16 protein-coding genes are annotated in these 14,344 nt (G+C 68.8%); 12 read left to right on the plus strand and 4 right to left on the minus strand.

Annotated features, from left to right (window positions below; genetic code table 11):
• The first annotated feature begins 239 nt into the window (after nucleotides 1–239).
• Nucleotides 240–839, plus strand: a complete 600-nt coding sequence (locus tag ABN028_RS23655; protein ID WP_349698150.1) for a hypothetical protein — start codon at nucleotides 240–242, stop codon at nucleotides 837–839.
• A gap of 116 nt (nucleotides 840–955) precedes the next feature.
• On the opposite strand, the gene ABN028_RS23660 is transcribed toward ABN028_RS23655, so the two are convergent.
• Entirely contained in the window at nucleotides 956–2,329 is a 1,374-nt protein-coding gene (locus tag ABN028_RS23660) for an FAD-binding oxidoreductase (protein ID WP_349330200.1), read from the minus strand.
• A 124-nt stretch (nucleotides 2,330–2,453) separates the two neighbouring features.
• On the opposite strand from ABN028_RS23660, the gene ABN028_RS23665 reads away from it, so the two are divergent.
• From ABN028_RS23665 to mug, 6 genes are all read left to right on the plus strand, one after another.
• Nucleotides 2,454–3,071, plus strand: a complete 618-nt coding sequence (locus ABN028_RS23665) for a DUF1707 SHOCT-like domain-containing protein (protein ID WP_349698151.1) — start codon at nucleotides 2,454–2,456, stop codon at nucleotides 3,069–3,071.
• A 98-nt stretch (nucleotides 3,072–3,169) separates the two neighbouring features.
• Nucleotides 3,170–3,967 (plus strand): protein phosphatase 2C domain-containing protein, encoded by a 798-nt coding sequence (locus ABN028_RS23670; RefSeq protein WP_349330198.1) that lies wholly within the window; start codon nucleotides 3,170–3,172, stop codon nucleotides 3,965–3,967.
• Between the two features lie 87 nt (nucleotides 3,968–4,054).
• Nucleotides 4,055–4,486, plus strand: coding sequence for an SRPBCC domain-containing protein (locus ABN028_RS23675; protein WP_349330197.1), 432 nt, complete (start codon nucleotides 4,055–4,057; stop codon nucleotides 4,484–4,486).
• Complete coding sequence (locus ABN028_RS23680) at nucleotides 4,476–4,805, plus strand: ArsR/SmtB family transcription factor (RefSeq protein ID WP_349330196.1); 330 nt, start codon at nucleotides 4,476–4,478, stop codon at nucleotides 4,803–4,805. Before ABN028_RS23675 ends, ABN028_RS23680 begins: the two co-directional genes overlap by 11 nt.
• A 98-nt stretch (nucleotides 4,806–4,903) precedes the next feature.
• Nucleotides 4,904–5,587, plus strand: a complete 684-nt coding sequence (locus ABN028_RS23685; protein WP_349698152.1) for a DUF899 domain-containing protein — start codon at nucleotides 4,904–4,906, stop codon at nucleotides 5,585–5,587.
• 92 nt (nucleotides 5,588–5,679) lie between these two features.
• On the plus strand, nucleotides 5,680–6,228 hold the full coding sequence (mug, locus tag ABN028_RS23690) for a G/U mismatch-specific DNA glycosylase (RefSeq protein ID WP_349330194.1): 549 nt from the start codon (nucleotides 5,680–5,682) through the stop codon (nucleotides 6,226–6,228).
• A 76-nt stretch (nucleotides 6,229–6,304) separates the two neighbouring features.
• On the opposite strand, the gene dnaN is transcribed toward mug, so the two are convergent.
• Nucleotides 6,305–7,432, minus strand: a complete 1,128-nt coding sequence (gene dnaN, locus ABN028_RS23695) for a DNA polymerase III subunit beta (RefSeq protein ID WP_349330193.1) — start codon at nucleotides 7,430–7,432, stop codon at nucleotides 6,305–6,307.
• 186 nt (nucleotides 7,433–7,618) lie between these two features.
• On the opposite strand from dnaN, the gene ABN028_RS23700 reads away from it, so the two are divergent.
• The 4 genes from ABN028_RS23700 to ABN028_RS23715 all read left to right on the plus strand — a co-directional run bounded on the left by ABN028_RS23700 (nucleotide 7,619) and on the right by ABN028_RS23715 (nucleotide 10,032).
• Nucleotides 7,619–7,936 carry a WXG100 family type VII secretion target gene (locus tag ABN028_RS23700; protein ID WP_349330192.1) on the plus strand — a complete coding sequence of 106 codons (318 nt, stop codon included), beginning with the start codon at nucleotides 7,619–7,621 and terminating at the stop codon, nucleotides 7,934–7,936.
• Between the two features lie 65 nt (nucleotides 7,937–8,001).
• Nucleotides 8,002–8,898: a WXG100-like domain-containing protein gene (locus tag ABN028_RS23705; protein WP_349330191.1), complete on the plus strand. Its 897-nt coding sequence runs from the start codon at nucleotides 8,002–8,004 to the stop codon at nucleotides 8,896–8,898.
• Between the two features lie 120 nt (nucleotides 8,899–9,018).
• Complete coding sequence (locus ABN028_RS23710; protein ID WP_349330190.1) at nucleotides 9,019–9,537, plus strand: hypothetical protein; 519 nt, start codon at nucleotides 9,019–9,021, stop codon at nucleotides 9,535–9,537.
• Nucleotides 9,538–9,609: 72 nt separating this feature from the next.
• Entirely contained in the window at nucleotides 9,610–10,032 is a 423-nt protein-coding gene (locus tag ABN028_RS23715; protein ID WP_349330189.1) for a YbaB/EbfC family nucleoid-associated protein, read from the plus strand.
• Nucleotides 10,033–10,140: 108 nt separating this feature from the next.
• Here the strand turns inward: ABN028_RS23715 and ABN028_RS23720 are convergent, their stop codons facing one another.
• Nucleotides 10,141–11,052, minus strand: a complete 912-nt coding sequence (locus tag ABN028_RS23720) for an aldose 1-epimerase family protein (RefSeq protein ID WP_349698153.1) — start codon at nucleotides 11,050–11,052, stop codon at nucleotides 10,141–10,143.
• A gap of 65 nt (nucleotides 11,053–11,117) precedes the next feature.
• Here ABN028_RS23720 and ABN028_RS23725 point away from each other — a divergent pair, with 65 nt between their 5' ends.
• Nucleotides 11,118–12,005, plus strand: a complete 888-nt coding sequence (locus tag ABN028_RS23725; RefSeq protein WP_349698154.1) for an SDR family oxidoreductase — start codon at nucleotides 11,118–11,120, stop codon at nucleotides 12,003–12,005.
• A gap of 34 nt (nucleotides 12,006–12,039) precedes the next feature.
• On the opposite strand, the gene secD is transcribed toward ABN028_RS23725, so the two are convergent.
• Nucleotides 12,040–14,337, minus strand: coding sequence for a protein translocase subunit SecD (gene secD / locus ABN028_RS23730; protein WP_349698155.1), 2,298 nt, complete (start codon nucleotides 14,335–14,337; stop codon nucleotides 12,040–12,042).
• Nucleotides 14,338–14,344 lie beyond the last annotated feature (7 nt).

Raw genomic sequence — 14,344 nt, forward strand, 5'->3', positions numbered from 1 at the left:
CTTGGCAAATCCCACAACCCGACGACGCGCCATTGTCTCCCTCAGAAGCAACGCGAAGCGTGCGGAATTGGCCCACAAGTGCTGGTCATGTCCGGTCATTGCTGGCGGACATTGAAGCCGCGGTTTCCGCACGGCCGTGAAAGGTCACACCTAGGATGACGAATCAGTAGTACGCAAGTCACAGAGCGTCTCGATGCGTGCAGGGCAACGAGCGGGATGCCATGCGGGGGAGGGGAATGATGAGCAGCACCGCTGGTCGCGAAGGCGGAAGCTACAGCTGGAAAGACCCACGGACATTCTTCGGACTGCTGTTAATCGTCGCGTTCGGCGCGTTCGTGTCGTACCTCTCGATGCGCGCGAATGCCTGGAACCAGTATCTCAGTCTCTATGCCGGCGTCACGGCCGTGATGACCGGCGTTCTCGGCGCCATTCTCGGAGCGGTGATCACCGCTAGCCGGGTGACGGACGCCAAGACCGAGATGAACCACGCCATCATCGAACGCCAGGAAGCCCAGACCAAGCTCGAGGCCATTTATCACACGCTCGCCGACGCCCGCGAAACCCTGGCGAAGGTCGAACTCGTGCTACGCGAAGCCGGTGCCCTGCGGCATGCGCGGAAGAACGACGGTACGAAGTTCGTCGAGCGGATCGGCTTCGATTCATCGGTGCTGAACGACGCCGTCAACCCGGTCAAGGCCAAGCTGCCGCCGGAGGCGGAGTTCGTCGACGCGACCCGCGTCCACGAGGTCGACCCCAAGCTCGACACGCTCGCGCTGAGCGCGGAGGAGCTTCTCGACGAGGTACGCAGCCGGCACCGGTACCTCAAGCGCCCGGAGTAGAAAGCCCGGAGTAGAAAGCCGGGCGCCCGGGCCGCCGCCAGCTCGGCACGTGGGATGAGGGGCCCCCTCGCGCGAACCTCGTGCGTGAGGGGGCCTTCTTTCTCGGTCGCCAGGCCCTATTCCGGCCTGATGTTCTGGTTCAGGTGGAAGAGGTTGGCCGGGTCGTACTTCTTCTTGATCGCGACGAGCCGTTCGTAGTTGGCGCTGTAGTTGTCTTCAGTACGAGCCTGGTCGTCGCCGGACATGAAGTTGATGTAGCCGGCTTCCTCAGAATGCGGCGCGATGGCGGAGTAGTAGTCGCGTACCCACGAGATGTTCTGTGCATTGTCTGCTGGGTCGGGCCAGATTCCGGCGATCACCGTGGCGAAGGTCGTGTCCCGATAGGCAAAGGCAGTGGCGTCGCCCGCCACCTCGTTGCACGCACCGTTGACGGGATAGACGTGCACGGTCGAGTTCAACGCCGGGAGCCGCGGTCCGAACTCCAGGTGAGCGTCGACCGCGGGATCAGTGAGCTCCCGGGCGAAGTTGGCCTTCCAGTACTGCTGCATACCCGGCGGGACGAGCGCATCGAACGCCGTGTTCAGGGCGGGGTAGGGCATCGGGCCGAGAGACTCCGCGACCACGGGAGCGACATCGCGAATCGGTGCCACCATCGAGGGACCCTCCGAGAGTGGTCCCGCCCAGCACGACACAAGGCCCACCAGCGGATCGCCGTGGCGACCTGGCGGAATGAACGGCAGCGGCGGCGCGATCTGGAACGCCGGAAAGACGGCGAGTCGATGGTCGGCCGAGGTGATGAAGTCGCGATAGAACTCCAACACGTCACGTGCCCTTTCGAGCTCGAAGAAGACCGGCCCGCCGTAGATGTCGACGACCGGGCTGAGCCGAAACTCGAACGACGTGACGACACCGAAGTTCCCGCCACCGCCACGGATGGCCCAGTAGAGGTCGGCATTGTCCTGCGCACTCGCCAGGAGAAACTGCCCGTCGGCGGTGACGACATCGGCTGCGACCAGATTGTCGCAGGACAGGCCGAGGCTGCGGGTCAGATAGCCGATCCCACCGCCGAGGGTGAGTCCGGCGATTCCTGTGGTGGAGATGATCCCGCCCGTCGTGGCAAGGCCGAACGGATACGTCGCGGCGTTGAAGTCGCCCCACGTCGCGCCGCCGTCCGCACGGGCCAGCCGGCGGACGGGATCGACCCGGACGCCGCGCATCCGGCTGAGGTCGATGACCAACCCGTCGTCGCAGGTGCCGAACCCGGGCACGCTGTGCCCACCGCCGCGGACCGCGAGGTCGAGAGTGTTGTCGCGGGCGAAATCGACCGCGGCCATCACGTCGCCGGAATTGGCGGGCCGGACGATGAGGCGCGGATGCCGGTCGATCATCGCGTTGTTGACGCGGCGCGCCTGGTCGTATTCGTCGTCCGCCGCGGTGATGACGCGGCCACGAAGGCGTTCGCGGAGTTGCTGGAGCGCGGAATCGACCATGATCGGTCCCCCTGATGTCGTAACATCCCGATGCGCTGGCGCTGGCCTGAAGTCCAACCTACGCCCGGACAACCAGGAGAATGGCCACGCGCCCACAACCCCTATGTCCCACTATCGTGTCGCCATGACGAATCTGCCTGAGCCGGTACACCCACGGGCGCACCTCCGCGCGTCCGACGCGGATCGCGAACGCGTGGTCCAGCTGCTGGGTGAGGCGCTTGCGGACGGGCGGCTGGAAACGCATGAGCATTCCGAGCGCCTCGACGCGGTCTACACCGCGAAGACTTTGGGGGAACTGGTACCGCTGACCCATGACCTGTCCGATGTGGTGGAAACGCCGGGAGCGGACTCGCAGGCGCGGGCCCGGAGCCCCGTGATCGACCAGGCCGGGGCGTCCACCGAGACCGACCACCTGATCGGGATCTTCGGCGGTGGCGAACGGAAAGGTCGCTGGCGCGTGCGGCGTCGGACGAATGCGGTCGCGGTGTTCGGCGGCTTCGATCTGGACATGACCGAGGCGACTTTCGACGCGCGTCGAGTCGAGATCAGGTTGTTCGCCCTCTTTGGTGGGATCAGCATCACCATTCCCGATGGCGTCGAAGTGCAGAACCAGTGCGGCGGCGTCCTCGGTGGCGTCAGCATCAACACCGGCGACACGCCACCCCCGCCTGGTGCGCCGGTCATCGTGCTCAAGGGTGTGGCGATCTTCGGCGGTGGCGATATCCACGTACGCCGGAAGTAGCACCTGGGTCGGAGTCGGTGGGACGGCTCCGGGTGGGCATAAGGTCCAAGGGTGCCACCGTGGGGTGAAGGAACTGGCTTGCTGAGGAGCCGCGACGCATGCAGGTGACGTTCGCGACCGTTGCCGGTGATCCCGCGATCCCGAACGAGGACTTCGTGGTGGCCTCCCCGGATGTGGTGGTCGTCGTCGACGGGGTGACACCGCTCGATCGGTCCGACACCGGCTGCCGGCATGGCGTCGCGTGGTACGCCCGGACGCTCGGGACCCGCCTCTTCTCCCTGGCGGGGAAGGGTTCCGAGCCACTCACCGACTGCCTCGCCGCGGCGATCGCCGAGACTCGGGACGCGCATGGCGGCGGCTGCGATCCCGCGCATCCGGACAGCCCGGCCGCGACGGTGGCGGTCGTACGTCTCCGCGAGGGGACGCTCGAACATCTGGTCCTGTCCGACGCGGCCATCGTCGTGGACACCGGCGGGGAACCGCGGCTCATCACCGACAACCGGGCGGGCCAGGTAGGTCGCCGGCTGCGCGCGGATGGGATACGCCCGACGGGCCCGGTGGTTCGAGCGCGGCGGAACCAGCCTGGCGGCTACTGGGTGGCGGCCGAACGTCCGGAGTCGGCGTACGAAGCGCTCACCGGTGAGTCCGCACTGTCGGGCGTACGCACGGTGGTGGCGGCCACCGACGGGGCGACCCGCCTCGTCGACACGTTCGGGTGGGGTGACTGGCGGGACGCCCTCGAGGCCCTGCGCGCGGGCGGCCCGCACGCCTGGATCGCCCAGACCCGGGCCGCCGAACGCGCGGACGCGGGACAACCGGCAGGCCAGCGCCGCACCACGGCGAAGGTGCACGACGACGCGACGCTGGCCCTCCTCCGCATACACGGAGACGCGTAGGCCGTGACTGGAGATACCCGCCCATTGACGCAACCGATCGGTTGCCATAAAGTAGCAACCAAACGGTTGCTACTTGTGGAGGCTGTCATGGCATTCCCCGATCGGATCGAGCGTGTCGTCGAGATCGCCCACCCGCCGGCCAAGGTGTGGGCGGCGCTCACCACGGCCGAGGGTCTGGGCACCTGGTTCGGCAACCAGGCCACCATCGACCTACGCCCGGGCGGATCAGCCCGGATGACCTGGACCAGCGGCGACACCGCCGACATGCGCGTCGAACGGGTCGAGGAGCCGACGGTGTTCGGCTTCACCTGGCACATCTACGGCCTGCCCGAGGGCGATCCGCGCCGCACCTATGTCGAGTTCACGCTCGAACCGGTCGGTACGGGGACGCGGCTGACCGTCGTCGAATCCGGCTTTGCCCAGTTGCCGGCAGACGCCCACCACAAGGCGTACGACGGCAACACCCAGGGCTGGGCAAGCGAGCTGGGCGAACTGGTCGACTACCTCGATGCCGCCTGACACCGAGGCGATCGCCGAACAGGTTTTCGTCGCCCTGGCCGACCCGACCCGGCGGGCCATCCTGGCCGCGCTGGCGTCGGGCGGACCGGCCACGGCCACCGACCTGGCCGGTCGCCTGCCGATCACGCGGCAGGCGATCGCCAAACACCTGGCCCTGATGGCAGAGGCCGGCCTGGTGACGGCCGAACCAGGAGAGCGGCGCCGGGTGCGGTACCGGCTCCACTCCGCCCCGATGCAAGTGGCACAACAGTTCCTGGCCGCGCTGGCCCGCGACTGGGACGGCCAGCTCGATGCGTTGAAGGACCACCTCAGCCGGTAGGCCCCGCGCGGCAGGTGGTCGCCCGGGCCCCCGGGGCAAGCCGAACGGGACCAGCCCGGCGCGTGGGTATGAACCTGAGCGGGAAGGAGAACATCACCATGAAAACACCACCGATCGTTTCGCCACAGGAGTGGGAGGCTGCGCGCGAGCAGCTGCTCGTGAAGGAGAAGGAGCTGACCCGGGCCCGTGATGCGCTGGCCGCGGCGCGTCGGCGGATGCCGTGGCTGGCGGTGGAGAAGGCGTACGAGTTCGACGGGCCTGCGGGTAGGGCGAGTCTGCTTGACCTGTTCGAGGGTCGTCGACAGCTGATCGTCTACCGCGCCTTCTTTGAGCCCGGTGTGTCCGGCTGGCCCGACCACGCCTGTGTCGGCTGTTCCATGGTGGCCGATCACGTCGGCCACCTCGCCCATCTGAACGCCCGTGACACCACACTCGTCTTCGCCTCGCGTGCGCCGCAGCCGGACATCGAGCGGGTGAAGGCGCGGATGGGCTGGACGATGCCGTGGTACACCATGACCGACGAGTTCGACGCCGACTTCGGTGTGGACGAGTGGCACGGCACGAACGCGTTCATCCGCGAGGGTGACAGCGTGTTCCGCACGTACTTCATCAACGCCCGCGGCGACGAGGCATTGGGAAACACCTGGAATTACCTCGACATGACCGCACTCGGGCGTCAGGAGCAGTGGGAGGACTCGCCCGAGGGCTACCCCCGAACCCCGCCGTACGAATGGTGGAACTGGCACGACGAATACGGCGACGCCGAACGGGCGCAGGGGTAGGTGGACCGGACCGGCCGAAGACCACGACGCCGGCGATCCTGAAAGCACCGCCGGAGGGCTGAGTGGCCGAGCGAGCCGGACGACAGGGAGCGGTGCCGAGGGCCGACCTCCTGGCCGCCGCCGGGAAGACGATTCCGGACGTCACGGCGCCCGGCCTCACGGTGCTCTTCTGCGGGATCAATCCAAGCCTCACCTCTGGCGCGACCGGTTGGCACTTCGCCCATCCGGGCAACCGGTTCTGGCGCGCCCTCCACGACGCCGAGCTGACACCACGCCAGCTGCGGCCGGCCGAGCAGCGGGAGTTGCTCGACTACGGGCTCGGCATCACCAACCTCGTCCCACGCGCGACAGCTAAGGCGAGTGACGTCGAACCGGCAGAGTTACGCGCTGGTGCCCGCCGCCTCCGCCGCCTGGTCGCGCGCCAGCACCCGACCTGGGTAGCGGTCGTCGGCGTGACCGCCTACCGCACCGCCTTCGACTCCCCCGCCGCGAAGGTCGGACCGCAGGACGCCACGCTCGGGGCGGCCCAGGTCTGGGTACTGCCGAATCCCAGCGGTCTCAACGCGCACTACACCCCGGCAGGTCTGGCCGCCGAGTTCACCCGGCTTCGCGAGGCCGCCATGTCCGGACGGCCGCCCTGAGGGCCGACGGCAACGACGTGGGACCGCGAGCCGGCCCTCTCGCCACGAGGTTCTGCACCTCACGGGGTTCCGACCGTCACGAGGCGAGACGGCGTGGCATGGCGACATAGCGGACGTCAGGCCGATCGTCGGCCTCGGGGCTGTCGCGTCCGGTGAGCAGGGCGGGACGGACTCCTTCGTTGAAGGAGAGTCGCGCGTAGGGCGCGTCGAGTACGTCGAGGCCGTCGAGCAGGTAGCCGGCGTTGAACCCCACCGTCGTACCGGATCCGTCGAGGTCGGCGGGCAGTCGTTCACGCCCGCGGGTGTCGACGTCGCCGGCGGCGCCCACCACGACCTCGTCGGAGCCGATCGACAGCTCGACCGCCGCGTAACGGTCGGCGACGATGCACACCCGCCGCAGCGCGGCGCCCAGCAGTTCGGCGTCGAGGGTGACCGCGCCCACGAACGAGGTCGGCACCTTCGACCGCAGCGCGGGATAGGTGTCGTCGAGCAGGCGGAGGGTGGTGAGTCGGTCGTCCGTGCCCAGACTCAACAACGGATCGCCGGCGCCGCCGACGCCCGCCGTGAGGACGTCGTCGGAACCGAGGCCCTTGGCGGCCTCGGCGAGGAGCCGGGCCGGGGCGACCGCCCTGGCGGGCAGCTCGGCATCGGTCGGCTTCCAGGGCAACTCCCGGATCGCGACCCGGAAGCGGTCCGACGCGGTCATGGTGAGCGAGTCGTCCGCGAACTCACACAGCGTGCCCGACAGCACCGGGATGACGTGCTCGCGCAGCGCGATCCGGGCCATCTGTGCGGCCACCTTGGCAAACGACCCACCGTCGACCACCCCGGTCGGTGCGGGCGGTGCCGGCAGCTCGGGGTAGTCGGCCATCGGCAGGGTCGGCAGCGTGAACTCGATCGTGCCGGCCGCGATCTCGACCGTGCCGCCGGCCGCGCTGACCTCGACCGATCCGGCCGGCAACGCACGCACGATCTCAGCGAACACCCGGCCAGGCAGGAGCAGCTCACCAGCCTCGCCGACCTCGGCGGGAAAGCTGACGACGGAGCTGGCCTCGTAGTCGTAACCCGTCAGGCGTACGACATCCTCGCGCGCCGACATCCGCAGTCCGGACAACGACGGGATGGATGCGCCGTTGCCGGCGGTGTGCCGCGCGGCGAAGGCGGCGGACCTGCCCAACTGCGCGGTGTCGCAGGTGAACCTCATCGGAGGGTCCTTTCGTACGAATGTGTGAAGGCGAGGCTAGGTGGCAGCACCGACAACGCCGGGGGTGCGCCTGTGGGCGGCACCCGTACCGCAGGGGAGTACGGGAGTTGTCCACAGGCACCTCGGCGCGCCCGGCGGAACCAGTGGAGAATTGACCTCTGACCACTGCAGCGGACGGGGGACGACGTGGCACCCAAGACCAACGCCCGCGACGACCTGCGCGCGGGCGCGAAGGGCTTTCGCACCTGCGGTGAGGACGTCGATACGGCGGTCAGCACGCTGAAGCGGGAGACGACGGGGACGAACTCGCCCTGGGGCGGCGACGACCTCGGCACCGTGTTCGGCGGCATCTACCAACCGATCGCCGACAGAGCATTCGCCTACTACCAGGAACTCGGTGAGGGGATCGTCGAGATCGGCGAGGCACTCGAGACCATCGCGAAGAAGTGGGAACGCACCGAGGACGGCGCGGAGCGCGACGTCGAGGACGCCGGCGGTGGCTGAGTAGCCAACGACCCGGTAACCCGTGACGCAGACCTCATCGAACGTATCGAGCACTGGGGGCGGCAGTGTGGATTCCCTTACCCGAGGAGCTGGGCGAGTTCCTCACCATGGTCGGTTTCATCTGGCCGCAGGCAGACGAGGAACTGCTCTGGGAGTGCGGCGACGCGTGGCAGAAGTTCGCCTCCACGCTGCGTGAGCTGAAGCCCGACGGCGACGCTGCAGGACGTAAGGTCACCGCCACCAACGCCGACGAGGCGATCGCGGCGTTCTCCGAGCACTGGAGGAAGTACGCAGCCGAGGAGGGGTACCTGAACGGCGGCGCGGATGCCGCCGACCTGGTGGGTACGGCGTTCTACACGGCCTCGATCATCGTGATCACCTTGAAGATCGCGGTGATCGCCCAGCTGATCTATCTCGCCTACACCTGGGCGGTCGCCATCGCCGGCGCCGTCGAGACCCTCGGTGCGTCGCTGGCGGCTGCCGCCGCACAGACCGTGGCAACCCGTGCGGCCGTCAAGGGTCTCTATCTGGCGGCCATCAAAGCGCTGAAGGAACTGGGGCCCAGGATCGTCGCCAAGGCGCGCGCCAAGCTCGACGACGCCATCAAGCGCGTACGCAAGGAACGCGAGCCGGAACCGAGGAAGCCCCGTGGCGGCCGGCCCACCCCGAAGAACCGCCAGGATGCCGAGGACATCCTTGACGACGGCGCCACCATCGAGAAGGAGTCGAAGGGTAAGGGGCATTCGAAGATCGCCGTCCGGAACGGCGGACGCACCCAGGCCGAAAGCGATTTCGCCGAGATTACGGAGGGCCTTCAGGTGAAGTCCTATCCCAACGGCACCAAGGTCGCGGAGCTGCCTGACGGTTCTGACATATCGCTGCGGAGTTCGAGCGACGGCAGGACGACGATCTCACTGCAACAGAAGGGCCAGCCGGATACCAAGTATCGATACGATCCGTGAGATCGGCCGCGATGACCGTGCCCATGAGGACGGCCCATGAGGACGGCCCATGAAAACGGCGCATGAGGGCTGCCCATGGGGACTCACGTAGGGAATCAGGAAGGACCAGGTAGGACAGCGATGTCGAGCAAGCAGATGCCGATCGACGAGGTGGCGCGTTGTCGAAGAACGCTGCTCGCCTCCGACCAGGAATTCCGCGCGGACTGGTTGGCCGACGGCGATAGGACGGTCGTTCCGATCGAGGAGTTCAACTCCTTTTCCGACGATCCGGCGGGGGAGCGCATTGTCTCCGCGCACCGCGCTGCGGGAGATGCCCGCCTCCTGTGCCTGACGACTGCCGACCTCGGGCCGGACGAACCATCCCAGGCTGCTGTCGTCACGCTGGATCCGGTCGAACTCGATGCCTGGTGGGAGGAGGTGCGGCCGTTCGACGTGGTTCTCGCCTCGCCTGACCTGGTCCGCGCAACCCTTGTTTCGGTGGACGAGTTCGCACTCGTCGCAGGTCCCGTGGCGTTCGTCGAGCACGCCGTGGGGATGTCGGTCGTGGAAGCGCGCAAGGCATTCGCGGTCTACGCCGACGACATGAAGAGTGCGTCACGGCATCTGCCGGCCCTTGCGGAGAAGTACGGCTGCCGGTGAGCACGAACAGGTTGAGCGCGACAGGTGAGCACAACCAGGTTGAGCACGACAGGTTGAGCAGTGGAGGATGCGATGACCGGCTTTCCGTCGTTCGATCTCGGTGAACTCGGCACCGACGGGCTCGAGGATCGGCTCAACGAAGTACGCGGTGACCCGACTTCCGCCGCGCGGGAGTTGCAGCAGGCCATGGCCGAAATCCGCGGCACGGGAGCGTCCGAGGACGGCACCGTGGCGGCGGTGACGTCGACGGACGGGACCTTGATGGAACTCACGGTCGACCCGCGCCTGCTCAGGAAGGGATCAGAGGTGCTCGCCGCGACCGTGATGGAGGCCGTGAACGCCGCCGCCGCGGACGCGCGTGGCCAGGTCGGCGAGCAGTTGCAGGGCGGAACGAATCCGGCAGCGAAGGCGGCAACAGACCTGCAGCGTGGCCTCGACAACGTGATCGACCAGGTCCTCGCCGACGTCGCCCGGATCCAGGACCGCCTCCGCTGAGACGGTGGGGATCCGACGTTCGTACGAAGGTCGGCCCCGTCAAGCGGTTCGGCCCTCGCCCCGTGCAGCTCGCCCCATGCGGCCCCGCCCTCGCCTCAGGCGATCGGCCTAGACGGCGGTGATGGTCCAGGAGGCTTCGTGGAGTTCGCCGGGCGCGAGCACCAGCAGGTCCGTGCGGGAGTTGAACGCGTCCGGCGGGCAGGTCATCGGTTCGACGGCGAGGCCGGACCGGTTGAGCTCCGGTTCCGGGCGGTCGGCCGTGTGCACCTGCACCCACGGGAGGCTCTCCGCGCTCCACGACATCTCCACTCCGCTCCCGTCGCCGGTCACGACCCGCACCCGGGTCCGCCCGCCCGGGTCGCGACCGAGGCCGGTGTAGGCGTGGTCGAGGAACGTGTCCCCGATGTCGTGCGCGCGGCGGAAGTCGTACGACGTCCCCTCGACCGGCGTCACCCGCACGGGCAGCAACCGGTCGGGCGTCACCTCGAGGTAGTCCGCCGCCGGCAGGTCCAACGTCCAGTCGTCGACCCGGCCCGGCCCGGCGACGAGGTAGGGGTGCGGCGCGCACCCGTAAGGCGCCTCGTCCACGCCGGCGTTCAGCGCCGTGAGCCGGGTCGTCAGCCCGTCGACGGAAAGTACGTAGGACACGGTGAGATCGAGCCGGAACGGATACCCGTCCTGCGGGAACAGCTGGTACCCGAGGACCACCCGGTCCGCTGAGCGTTCGAGCAGTGTCCAGGGCACCCAGGCGACCAGGCCGTGCAGGGCGTTGTGCCGGGCCGGTTCGCTCAGCGGCAGCTGGTGCGTCGTACCCCCGAAGTCGTACGCACCGTCCGCCACCCGGTTGGGCCAGGGGGCGAGCACGGCGCCACGGTAGGCCGGCCGGATCTCCTCGGCGTCGAAGCCGGCGACGAGCGCGCGTCCTTCGTGGGCGAGCTTGCGCAACGTGGCACCGACCTCGGTCACGGTCGCGGTGTAGCCGACCGCCGTCATGGAGTACTGCTCTCCGCTTGGCTGCACGAGTTCTGTCCTCCGCTCCAGGGCCATGCTTTCCGCCAGCCTAGAGGACTGGTTCCGTGGGGGGTGTGGCTGAAGCGGGTCAGGCGATCCCGCTCGGACTGACTCCATCCAGCGCGACCATGCAACTCGCCTCGCGTGGTGAGGACGGCACTGACGAGATCGCTTGCTACGTTGGCGGCACGGGGTCGTACCCCGTGCAAGGGGTGGCGATGTCAGGCGTGCTGGAGGGGCGGACGGCGCTCGTGACGGGCGGCTCGCGCGGTATCGGACGCGCGGTCGTCGAGCGCCTCGCGCGCGACGGTGCTTCGGTGGTGTTCAGTTTCGTACGACACAAGCAGGCGGCCGACGAGGTGGTCGAGACCGTGCGCGCGGCAGGTGAGGTCGCCCACACCGTGCCGGCGGATCTCGGCAGCGTCGCCGACCTACGACGGCTCTTCGACACGGCCGACGAACTGCTGGGCGGTCTCGACATCCTCGTGTGCAACGCCGCGACGAGCCGGCTGGCGAGCCTTGCCGAGGCGAGCGAGGACGACTACGACGCGGTGATGAACGCCAATGCCAGGTCGACGTTCATCGCCTTGCAGGAGGCCGCGCGGCGGATGCGCGACGGCGGGCGGATCGTGGCGCTCTCGACGCTCAACACCGCGTTGCCGGTGGCGGGCAACGGGCTCTACCAGGCGAGCAAGGGTGCGGTCGAGATGTTGACGCGTACGGCCGCGAAGGAGCTCGGCGCGCGCGGCATCACCGCCAACATCGTCTCGCCCGGTGCGACCGACACCGACCTGCTGCGGTCGACCAATCCGCCCGAAGTGCTGGAGCAGATTCCCGCGATGACCACGCTCGGCCGGCTGGGCCAGCCCGCGGACATCGCCGACGTCGTGGCGTTCCTGGTGGGGCCGGACGGCAGGTGGCTGACCGGCCAGAACCTCTGCGCCGCCGGCGGCCTGCCCTGACCCCGGCGGCCTCCACGCGCCCCGGCGTACGGCGTCAGACGACGGCACCGGAACCGGACTGGCGGGCCCGGCGCCGGGCAGCGGCCTCCGGTGCGCGCGACCGGGTCCTGGGCGGCCCGCTGGCACTCTTCGCCTGCAACGTGATCGCGAGCGGCGTCGCGGTGAAGACCGAGGAGTACGTACCGACGAGCAGCCCCAGCAGCAGCGCCACCGCGAAGTCGGTGAGCGACGACCCGCCGAGCACCGCCAGTGCGGCCAGGATGAACATCGCGCCCAGCCCGGTGTTGATGGTCCTCGGGACGGTCTGCAACGCCGCGGTGTTCGCGGTCGTGGCGAACGGCGTCCGCGGACTGCCCGCCCACAACTCCCGCACCCGGTCGAAGACCACCACCGTGTCGTTGACCGACAGGCCGATGATGGTGAGCGCCGCCGCGAGGTAGACGCCGTCGATCGGCCGGCCCAGCCAGGCGAACACACCGGTCACGAACAGGATGTCGTGGAACATCGCCAGCACCGCCGACACCCCGAAGGTCCATCGGAACCGGATCGCGAGATACGCCATCTGCGCGAGCAAAGCCACCCCGAGCGCGATGAGCGCCTTGATCCGTAGTTCGGTGCCGAGGCTCGGCCCGATGAGTTCGTCGCGTTCCTTGGTGACCTCGCCACCGACGTCGCCGAGCGCCTCCTGGACCTCGACGGCCTGCTGGGTGGTGAGTTGGCCGGTACGCACGGACACGTTGTCCTCGCCGGAGCGCTGGACGACCGCGCGCGGGAACCCGGCGTCGGCCACGGCCTCGCGTGCCGCGTCGATGTTGACCGGCCGGCTCGTGGAGTACTCGATCACCCGGCCGCCGGTGAACTCGACCCCCCAGTTGAGCCCGCGGACGAAGATGCCCGCGATCGCGACGATGACGACGGTGGCCGAGATAGCGAGCCAGAGGTTCTTCCGCGACATCAGGTCGGGGTTGCGTTCGGTGAGCCAGGTCCGCACCCGCCCCAGGGCGGCGAGCCCGGTGATTCCTGGGCGCTTGCGGACGAAGCTCCGCTTGACGGCCCACTCGGTGAGCACCCGGGCGATGATGAGCGCGGAGACGAGCGATGCGATGACACCGACCGACAGCGTGACGCCGAACCCGCGGACCGGTCCGGACGCCAGGAAGAACAGCAACCCGGCGGCGAGCAGCGTGGTGACGTTGGAGTCGATGATGGCGCTCCACGCCCCGGAGAACCCCCGGCTCAGGGCCGCGGTGAGCCCGCGTTTGGGCGCGGCGGCGTACTCCTCCCGTGCGCGTTCGAAGACGAGCACGTTGGCGTCGATCGCCATGCCGATGGCGAGGACGAAGCCGGCCAGGCCGGGCAGGGTGAGGGTGGCGCCGAGCGCGACCAGGGTGGCGTAGGACAGCAGGGCGTAGCTGGCGAGCGCGATCGTCGCGAGCGCACCCATCAGCCGGTAGACGACGATGATGAACAGGCCGGTCAGGGCGAGGCCGATCACGCCGGCCTTCCAGCTCGCCTCGATCGCCTCGGCACCCAACGTCGGCCCGACGGTGCGCTGCTCGATCCTCTCGACGGGCACCGGGAGCGCACCGCCCTTGATGAGGACTGCGAGTTCCTGGGCCGACTCCTGGGTGAAGTCGCCTGTGATCGTCGTCTCGCCGCCGGCGATCCCGACGTTGCAGGGGACGGTCGTCTCGACCTGCGGTGAGGAGATCACCCGGTTGTCCAGGACGATGGCGACCCGCCGCTTCGGATCACCGGGCTGCGCACACGCCGCCTCGCCCGTGACCTTCGCCCACGCGTCGCCGCCGGCTCCGGTGAACTTGACGTTGACGAACCAGCCGAGCCCCTGCTGCGGGTCGGTCATTCCGGAGGCGTCCGTGACACCCTCGCCGGTGAGGGCGGTCGGGCCAATCTTGATCCGCTGGCCCTGCTCGTCGGCGATGATCTTCTCGCCCTTCTTGGGCTTCTCCTTCGGCTGGGCGACGCCGACCACGGGATGGAAGGTGAGCTGGGCGGTACGACCGATGACCCGCTCGGCCTCCCGCGGGTCCTGCACACCGGGCAGCTCGACGATGATCCGGCGGTCACCGGACTGGGTGAGGCTCGGCTCTGACACACCCAGTGCGTCGACCCGGCGGCGGAGGACCTCCAGCGCACGACTCGTCGATTCGGCGTCGGCCTTGGCGGCGGGACCGTCATGGGTCTCGAGGACGATCTGGGTGCCGCCGCGCAGGTCGAGGCCCAGCTTGACCGGCGTACTGATCGCGAAGTACAACGCCGCGGCGAGGATGCCGAACGTCAGGATGGCGCGGAACAGAGGTGCGCGGGACACGGTGCCT

The organism is Actinopolymorpha sp. B17G11 (genome assembly GCF_040196095.1).
Classification (GTDB): domain Bacteria; phylum Actinomycetota; class Actinomycetes; order Propionibacteriales; family Actinopolymorphaceae; genus Thermasporomyces.

Excerpts from the sequence above, each read along its gene's own strand:
- ABN028_RS23685 (WP_349698152.1), top strand. The coding sequence starts at position 4,904 with ATGAAAACACCACCGATCGTTTCGCCACAGGAGTGGGAGGCTGCGCGC.
- ABN028_RS23665 (WP_349698151.1), top strand. The coding sequence starts at position 2,454 with ATGACGAATCTGCCTGAGCCGGTACACCCACGGGCGCACCTCCGCGCG.
- ABN028_RS23680 (WP_349330196.1), top strand. The coding sequence starts at position 4,476 with ATGCCGCCTGACACCGAGGCGATCGCCGAACAGGTTTTCGTCGCCCTG.
- ABN028_RS23655 (WP_349698150.1), top strand. The coding sequence starts at position 240 with ATGAGCAGCACCGCTGGTCGCGAAGGCGGAAGCTACAGCTGGAAAGAC.
- ABN028_RS23675 (WP_349330197.1), top strand. The coding sequence starts at position 4,055 with ATGGCATTCCCCGATCGGATCGAGCGTGTCGTCGAGATCGCCCACCCG.
- ABN028_RS23670 (WP_349330198.1), top strand. The coding sequence starts at position 3,170 with ATGCAGGTGACGTTCGCGACCGTTGCCGGTGATCCCGCGATCCCGAAC.
- ABN028_RS23715 (WP_349330189.1), top strand. The coding sequence starts at position 9,610 with ATGACCGGCTTTCCGTCGTTCGATCTCGGTGAACTCGGCACCGACGGG.
- ABN028_RS23660 (WP_349330200.1), bottom strand. The coding sequence starts at position 2,329 with ATGGTCGATTCCGCGCTCCAGCAACTCCGCGAACGCCTTCGTGGCCGC.
- dnaN (WP_349330193.1), bottom strand. The coding sequence starts at position 7,432 with ATGAGGTTCACCTGCGACACCGCGCAGTTGGGCAGGTCCGCCGCCTTC.
- ABN028_RS23710 (WP_349330190.1), top strand. The coding sequence starts at position 9,019 with ATGTCGAGCAAGCAGATGCCGATCGACGAGGTGGCGCGTTGTCGAAGA.